This window comes from Peptostreptococcus russellii (assembly GCF_003012055.1).
Classification (GTDB): domain Bacteria; phylum Bacillota; class Clostridia; order Peptostreptococcales; family Peptostreptococcaceae; genus Peptostreptococcus; species Peptostreptococcus russellii.
Map to the genome: position 1 here is coordinate 147,673 of NZ_JYGE01000006.1, position 20,555 is coordinate 168,227.

General features: G+C 32.3%; 18 protein-coding genes. All 18 read left to right on the plus strand.

Annotated features, from left to right (window positions below):
• The first annotated feature begins 332 nt into the window (after positions 1-332).
• The 18 genes from UF10_RS07475 to UF10_RS07560 all read left to right on the plus strand — a co-directional run bounded on the left by UF10_RS07475 (position 333) and on the right by UF10_RS07560 (position 20,553).
• Complete coding sequence (locus tag UF10_RS07475; RefSeq protein WP_106777173.1) at positions 333-2,801, plus strand: cell wall-binding repeat-containing protein; 2,469 nt, start codon at positions 333-335, stop codon at positions 2,799-2,801.
• Between the two features lie 14 nt (positions 2,802-2,815).
• The gene (locus UF10_RS07480) at positions 2,816-3,277 is read left to right on the plus strand and encodes an S-ribosylhomocysteine lyase (protein ID WP_106777174.1); all 462 of its coding nucleotides are present in this window, start codon (positions 2,816-2,818) and stop codon (positions 3,275-3,277) included.
• Between the two features lie 94 nt (positions 3,278-3,371).
• Positions 3,372-4,775, plus strand: a complete 1,404-nt coding sequence (gene cysS, locus UF10_RS07485; RefSeq protein WP_106777175.1) for a cysteine--tRNA ligase — start codon at positions 3,372-3,374, stop codon at positions 4,773-4,775.
• Positions 4,760-5,182 (plus strand): Mini-ribonuclease 3, encoded by a 423-nt coding sequence (locus UF10_RS07490; protein ID WP_106777176.1) that lies wholly within the window; start codon positions 4,760-4,762, stop codon positions 5,180-5,182. The genes cysS and UF10_RS07490 overlap by 16 nt, the downstream gene beginning before the upstream one ends.
• 14 nt (positions 5,183-5,196) lie before the next feature.
• Positions 5,197-5,931, plus strand: a complete 735-nt coding sequence (gene rlmB, locus UF10_RS07495; protein WP_106777177.1) for a 23S rRNA (guanosine(2251)-2'-O)-methyltransferase RlmB — start codon at positions 5,197-5,199, stop codon at positions 5,929-5,931.
• Positions 5,897-6,460 (plus strand): NYN domain-containing protein, encoded by a 564-nt coding sequence (locus tag UF10_RS07500; protein ID WP_170062466.1) that lies wholly within the window; start codon positions 5,897-5,899, stop codon positions 6,458-6,460. Before rlmB ends, UF10_RS07500 begins: the two co-directional genes overlap by 35 nt.
• Before the next feature lie 23 nt (positions 6,461-6,483).
• The gene (sigH, locus tag UF10_RS07505) at positions 6,484-7,155 is read left to right on the plus strand and encodes an RNA polymerase sporulation sigma factor SigH (protein ID WP_106777178.1); all 672 of its coding nucleotides are present in this window, start codon (positions 6,484-6,486) and stop codon (positions 7,153-7,155) included.
• 503 nt (positions 7,156-7,658) lie between these two features.
• Entirely contained in the window at positions 7,659-9,446 is a 1,788-nt protein-coding gene (locus tag UF10_RS07510; protein WP_106777179.1) for an aminopeptidase P family N-terminal domain-containing protein, read from the plus strand.
• Positions 9,447-10,674: 1,228 nt separating this feature from the next.
• Positions 10,675-10,986 (plus strand): hypothetical protein, encoded by a 312-nt coding sequence (locus tag UF10_RS07515; RefSeq protein ID WP_106777180.1) that lies wholly within the window; start codon positions 10,675-10,677, stop codon positions 10,984-10,986.
• A gap of 1 nt (position 10,987) precedes the next feature.
• Positions 10,988-12,964 carry a V-type ATP synthase subunit I gene (locus tag UF10_RS07520; RefSeq protein ID WP_106777181.1) on the plus strand — a complete coding sequence of 659 codons (1,977 nt, stop codon included), beginning with the start codon at positions 10,988-10,990 and terminating at the stop codon, positions 12,962-12,964.
• Positions 12,965-13,023: 59 nt separating this feature from the next.
• Positions 13,024-13,509 carry a V-type ATP synthase subunit K gene (locus tag UF10_RS07525; protein WP_106777182.1) on the plus strand — a complete coding sequence of 162 codons (486 nt, stop codon included), beginning with the start codon at positions 13,024-13,026 and terminating at the stop codon, positions 13,507-13,509.
• A 36-nt stretch (positions 13,510-13,545) separates the two neighbouring features.
• On the plus strand, positions 13,546-14,091 hold the full coding sequence (locus UF10_RS07530) for a V-type ATP synthase subunit E (protein WP_106777183.1): 546 nt from the start codon (positions 13,546-13,548) through the stop codon (positions 14,089-14,091).
• A 13-nt stretch (positions 14,092-14,104) separates the two neighbouring features.
• Positions 14,105-15,100 carry a V-type ATP synthase subunit C gene (locus tag UF10_RS07535; RefSeq protein ID WP_106777184.1) on the plus strand — a complete coding sequence of 332 codons (996 nt, stop codon included), beginning with the start codon at positions 14,105-14,107 and terminating at the stop codon, positions 15,098-15,100.
• A complete protein-coding gene (locus UF10_RS07540; RefSeq protein WP_106777185.1) occupies positions 15,100-15,423 on the plus strand; it encodes a V-type ATP synthase subunit F in 324 nt (107 codons plus the stop codon). Before UF10_RS07535 ends, UF10_RS07540 begins: the two co-directional genes overlap by 1 nt.
• A gap of 14 nt (positions 15,424-15,437) precedes the next feature.
• Positions 15,438-17,216, plus strand: coding sequence for a V-type ATP synthase subunit A (locus UF10_RS07545; RefSeq protein ID WP_106777186.1), 1,779 nt, complete (start codon positions 15,438-15,440; stop codon positions 17,214-17,216).
• On the plus strand, positions 17,209-18,594 hold the full coding sequence (locus UF10_RS07550; protein WP_106777187.1) for a V-type ATP synthase subunit B: 1,386 nt from the start codon (positions 17,209-17,211) through the stop codon (positions 18,592-18,594). Before UF10_RS07545 ends, UF10_RS07550 begins: the two co-directional genes overlap by 8 nt.
• Position 18,595: 1 nt before the next feature.
• Positions 18,596-19,231 carry a V-type ATP synthase subunit D gene (locus UF10_RS07555; protein ID WP_106777188.1) on the plus strand — a complete coding sequence of 212 codons (636 nt, stop codon included), beginning with the start codon at positions 18,596-18,598 and terminating at the stop codon, positions 19,229-19,231.
• A 410-nt stretch (positions 19,232-19,641) separates the two neighbouring features.
• Positions 19,642-20,553, plus strand: a complete 912-nt coding sequence (locus UF10_RS07560; RefSeq protein WP_106777189.1) for a trans-4-hydroxy-L-proline dehydratase activase — start codon at positions 19,642-19,644, stop codon at positions 20,551-20,553.
• Positions 20,554-20,555 lie beyond the last annotated feature (2 nt).

Genomic DNA, 20,555 nt, shown 5'->3' on the forward strand with positions numbered 1-20,555 from the left:
TTTAATATTGAGATAAAAAAACATATAAATAAATAAAAAATTGTAAAAGTTTAGTTAAATTTTGGTTTTATAATATATAATAGATATCAAAACCCAAAATTCTATAAGTAGCAAGATATATTTATAACTGGCTATTTGACTATGATTGAGTTGAATATATTGATATTTAGTGGTATTATGTATATGTGGAATTTTGCAATTTTTTAGAGTTGGTTTTCTCATTAAAAGCGAGTGTTTGCAGTGCTTTGCTGCAATTGGAATTTAAAAGGCGGCAACTTTGCTGCAGTAATGTTTCAACTGGAAGCATTTTATATTGCTATGAGGTGTAAGTAATGATATATAACAAGTATAGAAAAAGTAAAGTAAATAAGGTAATATGTACAATTCTTGTGTCAGTGATGCTATCTACTGGAGTATCTTCAGTATATTCAAATGCTGATGAAAAAAGAAATGATAATAGTGTGTATAGCTATGAAACTATAGATTCCGACTATAATGAAGAGTTTGAGTCTTCGGGTATGATAGAGTCAGCAGAGGATCAAAGTTCAGAGGAAAAGACTAAAGATGATAAGAGCATAGAAGAAAAAAATGAAACTATTGGTGTTTCTTCTGTAGATTTTGGTGGAACGACTGTTAGAAGCTCTACTAATAAGAAAAATTTAATAGGAGATGCAGCGGCTTCAAAGTATGACCCTAGGATATTGGGCTATACAACAGGAGTAAGAGATCAAGAAAAGTTAGGTATTTGTTGGTCATTTGCAGGTAATGCAACATTGGAAAGCTATTTAAAGAGAAAAGGATATGGTGATTTTGACCTATCTGAAGAACATATGAGATGGTGGGCAAAAGATGGTACTTATAATTGGGATATAGGAGATGAATCGGGTTCTACCAATGAAACTTCTGTAGGATATTTTACATCGTGGATGGGAGCAAAGTTGGAGAAGGATCTTCCTTATAATGGAAAGCAAACTACTCAACAAGGAGCAAAAAAACCATCAAATTATGATACAGCACCATTGATAGATTTTCAGGTATTGGATATAGTTAATGTAGCAACCGATCGTGCCTCTGTTAAAAATGCAATAGCACAGTATGGGGCTGTAATGTCAGGTTATTATAATAGTAAATACTACACAAGTAAAGATGAAACTTCTTTTTATTGTGACGAAGCCCTTGGTCAAAATCATGCCATAGCTATAGTGGGTTGGGATGATAATTATTCAAAAGATAAATTTGACAGTGGATCTTCAAAGCCGAAATCAGATGGAGCTTGGCTTGTGAAAAATAGCTGGGGAAAATATAACTCAGAAGGTGGATATTTCTGGCTTTCTTATGAGGACAAAACAATTCTTTCTTTTACAGATAACTATTCAATAGGAAGAGTCCAAAAAAATAAGGGACAAAAACTGTATCAGCATGAATATTCAATGTCTTCTACACTAAATGATAATGTAATTACAGCAGTAAATAGATTTGACTTTGGTAAAAATGAAGCTCTTCAAGGTGTTATGTTCGCTACTGATAGTGTTGGTGCAGATTATGAGTTGTATTTTGTTCCAGAATTAGATGGAAAGTTAAACTATGGAGCAAGAATGTTTTTAAAGTCTGGTAAAGTACCTTTTTCTGGATATATAACACAAGACATATCTAGCTTCCCTCTTCCAACTGGGAAAGGGGCACTGGCTGTAAGGATAGATAATAGAAAAAATAATATAAAATCAAGTATTGGACTTGAAAAAAATGTTTCTAACTTTAATATGTTTGTTGCAAAAGCAAATATTGGGGAAACATATATACTAAAAAACAATCAGTTAGTAGATCTAAATACTATGCCTGGATATTCTCCTGCAAATGCAGTAATAAAGGGTATAACAAAGCCTATAGATGGTGGAAAAGAATTGTCTGGATCAAATAGATATGAAACGGCTATAAAGATAGCAGATCATGGATGGAAAAAATCAGAGAATGTATTCTTAGTAAATGGTTCGGCGATTGCAGATGCTTTGACTGCGACTCCTTTAGCAAAATTAGAGTCAGCACCAATTCTTCTTACAGAGAGAAATAGAGTAAATGATAATGTAATGAAAAAGATAGAGGATTTAAATACAAAGAAGGTAACTATTATAGGTGGTGAAAATTCAGTATCACCAGCAGTTGAAAAACAACTGAAAAGTAAAGGTATACTAGTAGAGAGAATATATGGAAGCAATAGATATGAAACAAGTGAAAAAATAGCAACAGAAGTAATGAAAGAACATAAGGATATAAAGTCTGTAGCAGTAGCCAATGGTGATAGGGGCTTAGCCGATGCAATTAGTTTCTCTTCTGTAGCAGGAGAAAAAACTATTCCAATATTATTAAGTAACAACTCGGGCAATATAAAGTTACCTGAAGGATTGATGGATAAAAGTTCAATTAGAGATAGCTATATAATAGGTGGAAAACAATCTGTTCCAGAAAGTGTTGAAAGTGACTTTAAAAATGTTACTAGAATAAGTGGCTCAAATAGAAATGATACAAATGCCAAGATAATAGAGAAGTTTTATCCAAATGAAGACTTAGAGTATGCTTTTGTGGCAAAAGATGGCTATAATAATCAAGAGATGTTGATAGATGGTCTTGCTATAGGTGCATATGCAGCAAGTGTTAAATCTCCAATAGTATTGACTCATGGAAAACTAACAAATGCTCAACTAGATGCTTTGAGGGGTAAAAGAATCAAAAATATAACTCAGGTTGGTGGTGGTATGAATAGTATGGCTACTACTGAATTATTACTTATAAATTCAACAAAATAGAAAGAAGGATTAAAATGGAAACAAAAGTAGAAAGTTTTGTGTTAGATCACACTAAGGTAAAAGCACCATATGTAAGAAAGTGTTGTCTACTGGACGGTGAAAAAGGAGATAAGGTAACAAAGTTTGATTTGAGGTTTTTACAACCGAATAAAGAAGTCTTTGAAACAAGTGCAATACACGGTCTCGAACACTTATTAGCTACTTATTTAAGAGAGACTATGGATGGAGTAATAGACTTATCACCTATGGGATGCAGAACAGGATATTATTTGATTATGTGGGGGGATGTTGAACCTTCATATGTAAAAAATGGACTAGAAAAAGCTTTAGAAATGGTTCTAGAGACAGATGAAATGCCTGCAGCCACAGAGGAAGAATGTGGTAATTACAGAGATTTATCTCTAGAAGGAGCTAAAAAATATACAAAATATGTTCTTGAAAAGGGATTTTCTTTAAACATCTATGGAGATAAATAAGCAATAAAAATATAAATTAAATGAGATGTTTATATATCTATTAAAGTAATATAAACATCTCATTATCTAAATCAAAAAACTGGAGGGCTTGTATATGAAAATATATAATACAATGACGAGACAAAAAGAAGAATTTGTACCACTTGAAGCTGGGAAAGTAAAAATGTACGTGTGTGGTCCGACTGTATACAACTTTATACATCTAGGAAATGCTAGACCTTTTGCAGTATTTGATACATTGAGAAGATACTTTGAATATAAGGGATATGACGTTACATATATTCAAAACTTTACAGATGTTGATGATAAAATAATAAAGAGAAGTCATGAAGAGGGGATAACACCTGAAGAAGTGGCAAACAAGTATATAGAGGAATATTTTAAAGACTGTGATGCATTGGGAATTAAAAGAGCTACAGTACATCCTCAGGTTACTGACAATATAAAGTATATAATAGAGTTTATAGAAGGTTTAATAGCCAAGGGATATGCATATGAATCTGAAGGGGATGTTTTATTTAGAACAAGAAAATTCCCTGATTACGGAAAATTATCTCATCAAAATATAGAAGAGCTAGAGCTTGGAGCAAGAATAGATGTAGATCAAAAGAAGGAAGATCCATTAGACTTTGTTCTTTGGAAAGCAAAGAAAGAGGGAGAACCAGGCTGGAAGAGTCCTTGGGGTGAAGGAAGACCAGGCTGGCATATAGAGTGTTCTGTAATGTCAAGGAGATATCTTGGCGAGACAATAGATATACATGCAGGAGGACAGGACTTACAGTTCCCTCACCATGAAAATGAAATAGCTCAAAGTGAGAGCTGCAGTGGAAAGACATTTGCTAAATACTGGATGCACAATGGATATATAAATGTTGATGGAGAAAAAATGAGTAAATCTCTAGGAAACTTCTTCACGGTAAGAGAAATTGGAGAAAAGTATGATCTAGGGCTAGTAAGATTTTTCCTATTATCAACTCATTATAGAAATCCTGTAAACTTCAGTGATACAATACTAGATCAGTCCAAAGCAGGTCTTGAAAGATTGACAAATGCAAGAGACAGAGCGGAATTTATATTGGATAAATTAGTAGAAGATAATTTAAAAGACTCAGAAAAAGAATTATTAAAGCAAGTAGATTCTTATAGAGATAAATTTACTGAAGCAATGGATGATGATTTAAATACAGCCGATGCAATAAGTGCGATATTTGAACTTGCTAAGTTTATGAATACAAATATACAAGAAGAATCATCTAAGGAGTTTGTTCAAAAGAATTTGGATTTATTTAACGAGCTGACAGGAGTATTAAATATAGCTCAAAAGTCTACAGAAGAAGATGATGGACTAACTGAAAAAGTAGAAGAGTTGATAGCCAAAAGAGCAGAAGCTAAAAAGAATAAAGATTTCTCATTGGCAGACCAAATTAGAGAAGAACTAACAAATATGGGTATATCAATAGAAGATACTAGACAGGGAGTAAAATGGAAGAGAATATAATTAAATATAAAGAGATTAGTAAAGAGGAGTTGGCGAGAATATCGCCACTCACTCTTGCCTATCTTGGAGATACAGTATACGAATCATATATAAGAGAATATCTTATAAGAAAGAATATATTTTTAAAAATAAATGATTTACATAAATTAGCAATAAAATATGTAAATGCATCAGCTCAGTCAAAGGCGATTAAAGGTATAGAAGGAATTCTTACTCAAGAAGAAGAAAATGTATTCAAAAGAGGAAGAAATCACAAAAAAAATACAAGTGCAAAGAATGCTAGTGTTGTAGATTATAGACATTCAACTGGCTTTGAAGCGGTAATAGGATATTTGTATTTAGATGGTGATGACGAGAGGTTAGAATATATAATAGAAGAAAGTATAGACGTAATAGAAAATATATAAGGTGGTGAACTTTTTTGGCGATAATTGAAGGAAGAAATCCTGTACTAGAGGCCTTAAAAAATGATAGAGAAATAGATAAGATAATGGTAAATAAAGCAGCAAAAGAGGGCTCTATAAAGAAAATAGTTGCTATGGCGAAGGAAAAGAAAGTAATATTGCAACAAGTAGATAGACATAAGCTAGATGAAATGTCAGAAAGTCACTCACATCAGGGAGTAATTGCTATTATAAGTGAATATAAATACTATGAGCTAGATGAAGTATTAGAAATACCTAAAGAAAAAGGAGAAGATCCATTTTTTATAATATTAGATGGAATAACAGATCCTCATAACTTAGGCTCTATAATAAGAACTGCAGATGCTGTAGGAGCTCATGCGGTAATTATACCGAAAAGAAGAAGTGCACAAATTACTCCAGTAGTAGCAAAGGCTTCAGCTGGGGCCGTAGAGTATGTGCCAGTATGTAAAGTAACCAATATTGCAAACACTATCAAAACTTTGAAAGAAAATGGTCTATGGATTGCAGCTGTAGATATGGACGGGGAATCCTTTTTCAGACAAAACCTATCAGGAGCGTTGGCTCTTGTAGTAGGAAGTGAAGGATCTGGAATATCTAGGCTAGTAAAAGAAAATTGTGATTTCACTGTAAGTATGCCGATGTCTGGAAATGTAACATCTCTAAACGCATCAGTAGCAGGTGGAATACTACTATATGAAGTGTATAGACAGAGAAATGCGAAAAAATAAATATGTTTCGAGAAAATTTTTGATAGTTGATGGATATAATATTATAAATGCCTGGCCTAGTCTAAAGAAAGTATCTGAAGAAAATTTAGAAGAGTCCAGAGATAAATTGGTTGGATATATTTTAGAATATTCTAAGATGAAAGGATATGAAGCCTATGTAGTCTTTGATGCATACAATGTCAAGGGAACTAGTGAAAAAATAGAGGACCATCATGGGATAACAGTGGTATTTACAAAAGAAAATCAAACTGCAGATAGCTATATAGAAAAATTCATATCTTCGCTTTCCAAATATGATGAAGTAGCGGTTGCAACGAGCGATTATGCAGAGCAACAAATAGTTCTAGGCAAGGGGTGTTCAAGGGTACCAGCTAGAGAGTTAATAGAAAGTTTCAATAGATCTAAAAGTGACCTAAGAAAGCAAAATAAAAATCAAACCAGCAAGTACAACAGTATGAATAGGTTGGAAAATAGGATAGATAGTAATATCCTTGAAAAACTGGAGAAAATTAGAAGAGGAAACAATTAATATGAATTGAGCTGGAGGTAGCGATGTCTAAAATAGTTACTGAAGGGAATTTAGAGGAGGAAGATTTGGATTCAAGTAAAATCTCTCACTCCGATGAAGACTATAAATATGTAAAAGAAGCACAAAAAGGAAATATAGCGGCTATTAACCATATAATTAGCAAGTACGACATAATGGTTAAAGCTAAGTCAAAAATGTATTTTATGATAGGCTCTGATAGAGAGGATATGATACAAGAAGGAATGATAGGTTTATACAAGGCTATAAGAGACTATAATGATGAAAAAACATGTACATTCAGTAGTTTTGCGAGCATATGTGTGACTAGACAGATGATAACAGCAGTAAAAACGTCTACAAGACAAAAACACATTCCTTTAAATTCATATGTTTCTTTAAATAAGCCTGTATATGATGGGGATTCTGAATCAGATAGAAATTTATTTGACATTATAACAAATAATGCAGATTCAGATCCAGAAAAGCTAATAATTAGCAAGGAAAATTATAAAAATATAGAGAATAAAATAAATGAAGTGCTAACTCCTTTAGAAGAGGAAGTATTGACTCTTTATATGTCAGGTGAAAAATACAGCGAAATAGCAAATGCTCTTGGAAAAAATGAAAAATCAATAGACAATGCTATGCAAAGAGCGAAAAAAAAGCTCATAAAATCATTAGAAGAAAATGAATAATAAAAAATATTTAAAAAATAAAATAGCGTAATAAAAGAAGTTTGGCTGATTTCTTTTATTACGCTATTTTAGTCTAAATAGATTCTGTCAAATATAATAATAGAATTTTTAAAGTATAATCTGAGCTTTAAAGGAAATAAGGAATAAAATTGAATATTAAGGGTATAAAAAAAAGAAGTCAGAAATAAATATCAAATTAGCCGTAATAATATTATATTATAGCTTTTAGCGAGATAGTTTAAAAGATTAGGTTAATAAACTTAGTATATAGCATAAAAAAAATATATTACAAGAGTTAAAAAGTTCTTAATTATATAAAAATTTAGGAAAAAGTGCTATAATAATACTTAGGTCTATAGATAATAGAGTATATATAATTTCAGCCTAGATATTTCAAATTAGATTTTGTTATAGAAGGCTTTGTATTTTTGTTTTAAGAATTATTAACTTGTAAGATCTGTATCTATAGTTTTAGAAATCAATAAAATTACTGGAGGTTGACTATGAAAGTTTCAGAAAGAATTGATGTATTAAGAAAGATGATGGATGAAAAGGGTATTGATGTATATATAGTACCTTCTTCAGATTTCCACCAGAGTGAATATGTTGGAGAACATTTTAAGGCTAGAGAATTTATGACAGGATTTACTGGTTCTGCAGGTACTGCTGTATTTACAAAGGATGAAGCAGGTATGTGGACAGACGGAAGATATTTCCTACAGGCTGGTATACAGATGGAAGGAACTGGTGTTGAATTAAGAAAGATGGGCGAGCCAGGTGTTCCTACTGTTGAAGAATATATAGAAAGCATACTTCCTGAAAACGGTACTATCGGATTTGACGGTAGAGTTATATCTGTTGGCGAAGGTGAAGAATATGAAAGAATAGTTAAAGAAAAAAATGGAAAGATAGTATATCAGTATGATTTAGTAGATGATATATGGAAGGACAGAGTATCTATTCCTCAGGAGCCAGTATTCCATTTAGACGAAAAATATAGCGGAGAATCAGCTGCTAGCAAATTAGAAAGAGTAAGAGAAGTAATGAAATCTAAGGGGGCTAATGCTCATATAATAGCAACTCTTGATGATACAGGTTGGTTATTCAATATAAGAGGTAACGATGTTGAATTCTTCCCATTGATTCTTAGCTACTCTATGGTGCTAAAAGATAAGGCTATACTTTATATTCAGGAATCTAAGGTAAATGATGAAATAAAGGCAATGCTTGCAAAGGATAATGTAGAGTTAAGACCTTACAATGACATATATGAAGATGTAAAGGAATTTGGAGCTGGGGATACTATCTTAATAGATCCAAGAAGATTAAACTATGCTCTATACAATAATATCAAAAAAGATGTTAAGGTAGTTGAAGATATGAACCCTACAGTTTTATTCAAGGCTATAAAGAATGAAACTGAGATTGCAAATATCAAAAAGGCAGAAATAAAAGACTCAATAGCACATGCTAAATTTATGTATTGGATCAAAAACCATGCTCTTGAAGAAGGCGCTTCAGAAATGAGTGCTAGTGAAAAGCTAGAATCTCTAAGAAAAGAACAGCCAAACTACAAGTGGCAGTCATTTGCTCCAATAAGCTCATTTGGAGAGCACGCTGCAATAGTTCATTATGAATCTTCTCCAGAAACTGATGTAAAGTTTGAAGAAGGAAACTTCTATCTATCAGATACTGGTGCAGGATTTTTGGATGGTTCAACAGATATAACAAGAACATTTGCAATAGGTGATGTTGATGAAGAAAAGAAGAGACACTTTACACTAGTATTAAAGTCTCATCTTGGATTGTCTAGAGCTGTATTCTTAGAAGGTTGTACTGGTATGAATCTAGATATACTTTCTAGACAGCCAATATGGGAAGCGGAAATGAACTTTAATCATGGTACAGGTCATGGTATAGGATACCTTGGAAACATACATGAGCCTCCAACAGGAATCAGATGGCAGTTTAGAGCTCACGAAGTTCATCCTCTAGAAGATGGTATGGTAATAACAAATGAACCAGGACTTTACATTGGTGGATCTCATGGTATCAGACTAGAAAATGAAATATTAGTAAGAAAGGGTGCAGCTAATGAATATGGACAGTTCATGTACTTTGAACCTATAACATTTATTCCATTTGATTTAGATGCTATAATACCAGAAATGCTTACTGAAAGAGAAAGAACAGAATTAAATGAATATCATGCAAAGGTATATGAATTAATAGCTCCTCATCTAACTGAAGATGAAAGAGAATGGTTCAAGAAATATACAAGAGCTATATAAAAATTAAAATAGAGAGTTTTAATAAAAAGGAGAATCTAATGGTTCTCCTTTTTTATATTCTGAAATTTTATAATCAAAGTAATTGACAGTAAATATAAATAGTAAGAAGAGATAAAGCTTAAATCAGAAAAATACAGATTGAAAAAAGTATAAAACTATATTTTAAGAAATTTATTAAAAAATAAATCCTAAAAAGCTTTAATATAAAATATATATAGTAAAAAAACAAATTTTTATAAAAAAATTAAAAATAATATTATAATTAGAAAAATATATATAAAAAATAGAAGTATTAAAAGTATAATTTATTTAAAATATCAAAATAAAATAAAAAAGAAAATCCAACTCACTAAAGAAGATACATAACAATAAAACTAAATATAAACTCCACAAAAAAACATTGAAATAATTTATAAAAAATAGATTAAAAAATAAAAAGGTAGATCCAGTAAAGGGGAATAAAAAATATTAAAAAGAGTTTATCAGAAGAATAAATCAAGAAAAAAAGACAAAAAAGAAAGTCTAGCCAAAAAAAGCAGCAAAAATAATCAAAAATAATTAAGTAAGATTAATTCAGAAATATAAGTTCAAACTTAAAAATATCATAAATATATAAATAGCCTTATACTAATAAAATGGTTAGAAAATATAATGTATTGCATTTTTTTGATAGGGACTCTTCTAAATTTAAATAAAAATAAGAAAAATTAAATAAAATGTTTATAAAGTCGCTATTTTTGAAATTTTTTGAAAATTATCGAAAAAATGTTAAAAAATAAACCAAAAAGGTGTATAATGGTATTAATAGATATATGGATAAATAGAAAATTTCGATAGCAGTAGATACTTAATATTTTTCATAAATAGAAAAAAGAAAAAAATATTTTAAAAAATTTTAATTTTTTATGTATTTGAGAAATATTTGCAGATAACAATCATTTTATTAATCTAACTACTGTTGGAACTTTGCTTTATAAGTAATTATGATTGACTATTGATAAGTATTTGAAGTAGTTATCTTTATTTAGTTTTTGGGTAATTTATCCTATCTTAATATCAACAAACAGTTACTTTTATCAAGTAATATTATACAAATTGTATATACAATTTGTAATTTTTCTTATTTTTAGTTATTTTACATACTTGAATCTTATTCAAATATGGTGTAAAATAATTAACAAAATGAAAACTGAAAATTTAGAATTTTTTTCTGAAAGGAGGAAATTGAATGGCAAAAGAAGCTTTATTAAAAGTTGTAGAAGCTGAGGAAAAGGCAGAGGAATTAATCAGGATTGCAAAAGATGAATCAAGAGATTTAATATCTATGTCTGAAAAGAAATCAAAAGATTTGCTAGAGAGTACAACAATCAAGGCAAAAGTCGAATGTGACAGACTAAAATCCAAGGCTGAAGATGATATGAAAGAAGAGCTAGACGCCATATCTCAAGTAAGTGAGGAAAAATGTAAGTCCATAATTGACATTCCTCAGGACAGATTCAATGAAGCTAAGAAAATACTAGTAGAGAGGATAGTGAAGTAATATGGCTATTGTAAAAATGAAGAAATTTCACCTCTTGGCACTAGATTCTCAACGCGAAAGATTATTAAGAGAACTTCAGATTTTCAGAAATATTCAGTTTGAGGATGTATGTGATGTTGAAGATTTTGAAGATGAAGATCTGCAGAGCTTTAAAAAGCCCATAGTGGAAAGTCAGCTTTCAGAATATGATGACATTATGAATCAATGCCTTTATGTAATTGATTTGGTAAGCAAATATACTCCTCCGATTTCTGGTCTGAAATCTTTGATTGATGGTCTTCCAAACTACACATTTGAAGAAATGGAAAGCAGAGTAGAAGATATTAACTTTGACTTAGAGTATGAAGAAGTGAAAGTTTTGGGGGATGAACTAGCAAAGATTGAATCCAGTATTTCCAAGAGAAAAGAGTTGATTAAAGAGCTAGAGCCCGTAGCCGATATGGACGTAAGTTTTAAGTCTATGCAGAGTTTAAAAAGCTTTAAGGCAGTTGTGGGTGGAGTAAGTGGAAAGTTGTTAGAGATTTTTAAAGAGGAAGTGGATAATTTAGATTATACTTATTGTGAAGAAATAGGAGTCTACAAAGAGGAGCATTTCTTCTTTATTATTTACGACAAAAGAGAAGAAGATAAAGTTTTAGAAGTATTCAGGATAAGCAATATGAATATTATAAAAAATAATTCTGATAAGTTAGCAAATGAAAAAATAAAGGACCTTGAAAAAGAAATAGAAGAGCTTAAGCTTAGAGAAAAAGATATTATATCAAACTTAGCTTCAAAAGAAGAAGTTTTGGCAGATTTTAAGCTGTATTATGAATATCTTGGAAACTTGAAGGTAAGGTCTCAAGCTCAAAAAGATTTCATGGCTTCGAAAAGTGTATTTATGCTCAGTGGATATTGTCCAGACTATGATACTAAGAGATTGGAAAAAACAATTAAATCTGTTTGTAATGAAGACTATACATTTGAGCTAGAAGAGGTTGATAAAAACAGTGAGGAAGTACCAATTATATTAAAAAATAATAGCTTTGCTAAGGCTTTTGAAAATGTTACATCAACATATGCGCTTCCAAAGTACAATGAAGTGGATCCAACTCCTTTATACGCACCAATATATGCACTATTCTTCGGAATGATGTCAGCCGATGTTGGTTATGGAGTAATCTTACTTTTACTAACTACTATTGGATTGAAGATATGTAACTTCACACCAAATATGAAAAAGAATGTAAGATTCTTCCAGTTAATAGGAGTATCTTCTACAATCTGGGGATTTTTATATGGCTCATACTTCGGTGCAAGTATTCCAGGTATGTGGAAGTTGTTAGATTTAAGCACTCAATTTATGCAAGTCCTTATACTTTCAATAGTTATGGGTGGTATACATTTATTCTATGGTCTTTTGATCAAGGCCTATATGCAGGTAAGAGACAAACAGTATCTTGATATGTTCTTTGATGTTATAGCTTGGTATATAACTTTGGGAGGAATAATATGTTTATTACTTTCAGCAGCAGGAATACTTTCATCAAAGGTTGGAGATATATCATTATATGTAATGATTGCTGGTATAATACTTTTAGTAATAGGTGGGGCAAGGGCTTCAGAAGGAAATATAGCTAAAAGAATAGTTGCAGGTATATATAATGTATATGGATTATCAAGTTATATTGGTGACTTTGTTTCATACTCTCGTCTTATGGCTTTAGGTATGTCAGGTGGATATATAGCTTTTTCAGTGAATATGATTGCTGGAATGATGTGGGGAAAGACAATAATAGGTTATGTAGGAGCAATCCTAATTCTAGTATTATTCCATGCATTTAATCTATTCCTTTCATGTCTAGGTGCATATGTGCATTCATTAAGACTAATCTATGTAGAATTCTTTGGTAAATTCTATGAAGGTGGTGGAAAAGCATTTAATTTCTTTAGAAATAAAACTAAATACATAAATTTAGATAGACAATACGAAGATTAGATATAAAGATAAATTAAGATTGTGCGACTAAAAAGTCGTGATTTAAGGGAGGTTTATTTATGAATTTCGGAAGTTGGATAGTAGAAAATGGCGGAGTAATATTTGGTGGATTGGGTGTTGTATTTGCAATGCTAGCATCATTAGGATCAGCAAAAGGTCTATCAGTAGTTGGTCAAGCGGCCTCTGGTCTCGTTCCAGAAGAGCCACAAAAGTTTGGTAAAACACTTATATTACAGTTATTACCAGGTACACAGGGCTTATACGGATTTGTTATAGCACTTTTGATATTACTACAGCTTAGTGGAGATATGACTCTTGCACAAGGAATGTATCTTGCAGCAGTTGGTATGCCAATAGGATTTGTAGGTTGGGGCTCAGCAGTATCTCAGGGTAAGGTTGCAGCCAGTGGTGTAGGAATTCTTGCTAAAAATGAATCTCAGACAACTAAGGGTATTATATACGCAGTAATGGTTGAGACTTATGCACTATTAGCATTTGTTATATCACTTCTTTTATTCTTCAAGTTCGGAGCTTTCTTTGCTTAAAGAAAACAAAAAAATCAGAGAAAAGGAAGTGATTAAATGGCAGAGTTAAGTAATTTAACCAATAGAATTCTAGAGGAAGCAAAGTCTTTAGCAGATGAAATTGTTAAGTCTGCAGAGTTAAAGGCAGAGAATATAATGAAAAAGTCTAATGAACAAGCAAAACTTAGATATGATTCTATAGTTGAAAAAGGTACTTTGGAGGCTGAAAACTTAAAAGAAAGATTAAAGTCAAATGCTAAATTAAAGGCAAGGGACAATGAGTTAAATGCCAAGCAAGAAGTAATAAAAAGAGTGTTTGAAGAAGCATTGGAAGATGTTAAAAATATTGATGACGAAAAATTAATATCTTACATACAGAACAATGCAAGTTTTTCAGAAGATTCTATTTTGCTCGTTCAAAAGGATAGGCTAGATTTAATAAAAGAAAAATTTCCACAATCAAAAGTATCAGAAGAAAGATTTGTAGATTCAGGTTTTGTGGAGATTAGTGGGGGTATTGAAAAGAACTTTACATTCAGTACTCAAATAGATTATATAAAAGATGAAATACAAGGGGAAATAGCGAAAGTACTTTTTAGATAGTGGGGGGTAGTTTATGGATAGATTAGATTACGCCCAGGGTGTAGTAATGGCGAGGGTTTATGAGAAGAGACTTCTCGACAAAGGAAAACTTGATAAAATGATAGATGCAAAAGACGCAGATGAAGCATTTAAAATACTTTTAGATTCAGAGTATTCAAAGAGTACAGAGGGTGTTGAAGGCGTAGATGACTATGAATTGCTACTAAAAAATGAAACTTCTAGAGCTTTTGGACTAGGTGGGGAAATGCTTCAAGATAAAAGAATTTTAGAAATACTATCTTTGAAGTATGACTATCACAATCTAAAGACAATGGTAAAAGAAAAGGTTTCTGGTAAAAATCTTGAAGATTTATTTATATATTCAAGTGAAAACGATCCAGAAAAGATCAGATTACAGTTTGAGAGTGGACACTTCACAGATACAAAGAGTGAGTTTATAAAGGCACTTAGAGATGCTGAAGAAAAATATAGTGAAACTTCTGATCCTCAAATGATTGATATCTCAGTGGATAAAGCATATTTTAGACATTTGAAAGAGATAGCGGATTCTTTAGAGATAGAATTATTTAGTGATTATGTAAGTGGGAGCATAGATTTCTATAATGTATCTTCTATGTTAAGAGCTATAAAAATGGGAAAAAATCCTAACTTTTTAAAGGAAATACTCTTTGAAGGTGGTGGAATATCTATAGCAAAGCTAATTGAATTATCAAGAGAAAATTTTGATAGGCTAGCTACTTCTCTAAAATCTGAAAAAATAGGAAGAGCATTACTTGATAGTGCTGAAAGCTATAAAGAAACTGGAAGCCTATCTGTAGTAGACAATGAAAAGGACATTTATCTAAGAAGATTAAATTCTGATTCAAGATTTATTTCTTTTGGTCCAGAACCAATATTTGCTTATCTTGTGGCAAAGGAAAAAGAAATATCAATAGTCAGGCTGATACTAGTCGGAAAATTAAATAATATCCCGTCTATAAAACTTAGAGAAAGGCTGGGTGATATTTAATGTATAAGATAGGAGCAGTTGGAGATAAGGACTCGATTTTAGCTTTCAAATCTATTGGAATAGATGTATATCCAGTAGTTGATGGAGATCAAGCTAGAGATACAATAGATGATTTGGCAGCTAGACAATATGGCTTAATATTTGTTACGGAACATATTGCTCAATATATTGAGGAAACAATAAAAAGATATAAAAAAAAGCTAACGCCAGCAATTATACTAATTCCCTCCAATCAAGGGACGCTGGGTATAGGAATGAATGATATAAATAAAAATGTGGAAAAGGCAGTAGGTAGTAACATATTTGCCAATTCTGATAAATAAGGAGGAGAGGCTTAGTGAAGGCAGGTAAAATAGTAAAAGTATCTGGTCCGCTTGTCGTAGCCGAGGGAATGGAAGATGCCAATATATATGACGTGGTAAAGGTATCGGACTCAAAGCTGATAGGGGAAATCATAGAAATGCGTGATGACAAAGCTTCAATACAGGTATATGAGGAAACAGCAGGTATCGGTCCAGGAGAACCTGTTATAACAACAGGAGAGCAGCTAAGTGTAGAACTTGGGCCAGGTCTTATAGAAAACATGTTTGATGGTATACAAAGACCTCTTGAAAAGTTTAGAGCTATAGCGGGAGATTTTCTAACAAAAGGTATAGAAGTTCCTTCTCTAGATAGAGATAAAAAATGGTACTTCCACCCTGAAGCAAAGGTAGGAGATAGGCTAGAAGAGGGTGATGTACTAGGTTATGTTCAGGAAACTAAGGTAGTAAAACATATAGTAATGGTTCCATACAAAAAAAGTGGTGTACTGGAAAGTATAGAAGAGGGAGAATTTACTATTGTTGATGATATAGCCGTTTTGAAATCTGAAAGTGGAGAAAGTATTCCTGTTCAGATGATGCAAAAATGGCCAGTTAGAGTAAGCAGAAGAGTTAAAGAAAAGATAGCACCTAGAGTACCACTTATAACTGGACAGAGAGTAGTAGATACATTTTTCCCAGTTACAAAAGGAGGAACAGCCTGTGTTCCAGGACCTTTTGGTTCAGGTAAAACAGTTGTCCAGCATCAGCTTGCAAAATGGGCAGATGCTCAGATAGTGGTCTATGTAGGATGTGGTGAACGTGGAAATGAGATGACAGATGTTTTGAACGAATTTCCAGAGTTGATAGACCCTCATACAGGTGAAACACTGATGAAGAGAACCGTATTAATAGCCAATACTTCTAATATGCCGGTTGCAGCTCGTGAAGCTAGTATATATACAGGAATCACAATTGCAGAATATTTCAGAGATATGGGATACTCAGTAGCGGTTATGGCGGACTCAACATCTAGATGGGCAGAGGCTCTAAGAGAAATGTCAGGTCGTCTTGAAGAAATGCCAGGTGATGAAGGTTATCCGGCTTACCTTTCATCAAGAGCAGCTGAATTTTACGAAAGAGCAGGTAAGGTAGTTTGTAAAGGAAAGGATAATAGAGAAGGGGCCCTTACAATTATAGGGGCAGTCTCACCTCCAGGTGGTGATATATCAGAACCAGTATCACAGGCTACACTGAGAATAGTAAAAGTTTTCTGGGGACTAAATGCAAATCTAGCATATAAGAGACATTTCCCAGCAATATCTTGGCTTGACTCATATTCACTATATCAGTCAGATGTAGATGAATGGATGGGGGACAATGTATCACCTAGATTCCCAGAAAATAGAATAGAGGCTATGTCTTTACTTCAAGAGGAATCAAGTCTACAAGAAATTGTTAGACTGGTAGGTAGAGACACTTTATCTGAAAAAGACCAGTTGAAACTAGAAGTAGCAAAGTCTATAAGAGAGGATTATCTGCAACAAAATGCTTTCCAAGAGGTAGATACATTTACATCTCTAGAAAAGCAAGATAAAATGTTGGATTTAGTACTTAAGTATTATAGAGAATCCTTAAGAGCTTTGGATAAAAATATTTATCTAGATGAGCTATTAAAGTTAGAGGTAAGAGAATCTATAGCAAGAGCCAAGTATACTGAAGAGGCTAATATAGATAAAATAGATAAGGTATCAAAAGAAATAACAAGGCAAATAGATGAATTAATAAACAGTAGAGGAGGTGGACTAGATGATTAAGGAATACAAAACAATTAGGGAAATAGTCGGTCCACTTTTGATGGTAGATGGAGTTGAAGGAATAAAATACGAGGAGCTAGTTGAAATAGAGATGCAGGATGGCTCTATCCGTAGAGGTAGAGTTCTTGAAATCAATGGAGACAAGGCAATGGTACAGCTATTTGAAGGCTCTGCAGGTATCAACCTTAGAGATTCAAAGGTAAGATTTTTAGCAAAACCACTAACTCTCGGTGTTTCAGAAGATATGATAGGTAGAGTTTTCAATGGAATGGGAAACCCAAATGATGGAGGTCCCGATCTTATTCCAGAGAAAAAGCTAGATATCAATGGTATTGCAATAAATCCAGTGGCAAGAGATTATCCGTCTGAATTTATACAGACAGGAGTATCTGCAATAGATGGACTAAATACATTGGTTAGAGGACAGAAGCTACCTATATTCTCAGGATCAGGTTTACCACATGCTAATTTAGCGGCACAGATAGCTAGACAGGCTAAGGTATTGGGAACAGATGAAAAGTTCGCAGTTGTATTTGCGGCTATAGGTATAACATTTGAAGAAGCACAGTTCTTTATTGATGACTTCAAAAAAACTGGGGCAATAGACAGAGCGGTTCTATTTATGAATCTAGCAAATGACCCAGCCATAGAGCGTATATCAACACCTAGAATGGCACTTACTTGTGCAGAGTATCTTGCTTTTGAAAAAGATATGCACGTACTAGTAATTATGACAGACCTTACAAATTACTGCGAGGCTCTTCGTGAGATTTCAGCAGCTAGACGTGAGGTTCCAGGAAGAAGAGGTTACCCAGGTTATTTATACACAGACCTTTCAACACTTTATGAAAGAGCTGGTAGAATTAAGGGGAGAAAGGGTTCAATCACTCAGGTACCAATACTTACAATGCCAGAAGATGATAAGACCCATCCAATTCCAGACCTTACAGGATATATAACAGAGGGTCAGATTATACTATCGAGAGAACTTTACAAGAAAAACTTGATGCCTCCGATAGATGTTTTACCTTCCTTATCTAGACTAAAGGATAAAGGTATCGGTGAAGGTAAGACAAGAGAAGATCATGCTGATACAATGAACCAGCTATTTGCAGCATATGCAGCGGGTAAGGAAGCAAAAGAACTACAGGTAATATTGGGTGAGTCAGCTTTATCTGAATCAGACAAGGCATTTGCCAAGTTTGCAGATGAATTTGAGAAGTTATATGTATCTCAAGGTTACAATAGTAATAGAACTATAGTTGAAACTCTTGATCTTGGATGGGATCTACTAAAGATTCTTCCAAGGGCAGAACTAAAGAGAATAAAGGACAAATATATAGAGAAGTATTTACCAGAGGAAAGCCAGGTGGATTAATATGGCTAGATTAAATGTAAATCCAACTAGAATGGAGCTTTCGAGATTAAAGGCAAGACTCTCTACTTCAACAAGAGGACATAAACTTTTAAAAGATAAGCAAGATGAGTTGATGAGACAGTTCATAGCAATGATTAAAGAAAATAAGAAATTAAGAGAAGAAGTTGAATCTAAAATTACAGACTCTTTTGAAGATTTCTTGTTGGCAAGAAGTATGAACTCATCTCAGATGTTGGATGAAGCGTTAGCCATATCAAAAGAGAGTATAGATCTGGAAATAGAGACAAAGAACTTGATGAGTGTCAACGTTCCAGTGATGACATTTAATAGAAGTGATGAAGATGATGCATCAGCAATATATCCGTATGGATTTGGAGGTACATCTGCAGAACTTGATGAAGCTGTTAAAAAGTTATATGACATATTGCCAGATTTGTTGAAACTTGCTGAAATAGAGAAGGCTTGTCAGCTGATGGCTGATGAAATAGAAAGTACAAGAAGAAGGGTAAATGCACTTGAATATATGACTATTCCTCAGCTAGAAGAAACAATAGTGTATATAAGGATGAAACTAGAAGAGGATGAAAGAAGTTCTATTACAAGACTTATGAAGGTTAAAGATATTATTAATCAGTAGTACTTTGATTTAGTAAAATTGATAGATTGCCTAAAATTTATATAAAGTATAAAGGAAGTTCGGTAGTGTTCACCGTGCTTCCTTTATCATTTTTTTAAAAAAATATAAATAAAATTAAAAATTTATAATTGAAATAAGAGTATTATAAAAATTATTTTAATTAACTTAATAACATTTCAATGAATTAAAAAAAGTCAATAATCAAGATAAAAATTTTTTATTATAAGAATTTGATAAAAGACAAGTTAGAAAATAATGTTAATAAATTGTTTTTTCAGTGAAAAACTTAACTTATTTCAGGCGGAAATATAGACAAGATGAAAGTAAAATGTTAAAATAAAATCAAAGAAAAGATTTCTATTATAGCAATTAACTTATTAATAATAGATACTTATTAAGGTGGTGATTGGGTGAAACCTTTAGTATTAAACATTCAAAAATGTAGTATACATGATGGGCCAGGTATACGCACCACTGTATTTTTCAAGGGGTGTCCTCTTGATTGTACATGGTGTCACAATCCAGAAAGTCAAAATTACAAAGTTGACTTTATGTATGATCCAGAAAAGTGTACTCACTGCTATACATGTATAGAAAAGTGTGAGCACGACGCAATTTGTTTGAAAGAGGGGAAACTAGTAAGACTTGATGACAAATGTGAGCTTTGTGGAACTTGTTTGGATTGGTGCCTAGCAGGGTCGAGAGAGCTTGTTGGAGATGAATATGAAGCATCTGAACTTATAAAAGAACTAGAGAAAGATTCAATGTTTTATGAGGAGTCAGGCGGAGGTGTAACTTTGTCGGGTGGCGAAGTTATGTGTCAAGATATGGATTACATAGAAAAGCTGATTCGAGGATTACATAATAAGGGAATAGACGTAGCTATAGATACTTGTGGCTATGCAGCTCAAGAAAATTTTGAAAAGATATATCCGATTGTAGATAGATTTCTATATGATATAAAACTGGCAGATGAAGACTTGCATAAGAAGTTTACAGGCAAGTCCAATAGTTTGATATTAAATAATCTAAAATATCTAAATTCTGTAGATGCAAATATTAATATTAGAATACCTTTAATAGAAGGTGTAAATATAGATAAGGATAACATAGAAATAAAAAGAATTATCGAAATTTTGAAACCACTTAAGATTTCATCTATAAACTTACTGCCTTATCATAATATTATGGAGCATAAATATAAGAAACTAGAAAAAGAATATAAGTGTGATACATTCAGAAAGCCAAGCGATGAAAAACTAGAAGAGATTAAAAAATTATTTTTAGATAATAATTTTAATAATGTTAAAATTGGAGGTTAGTT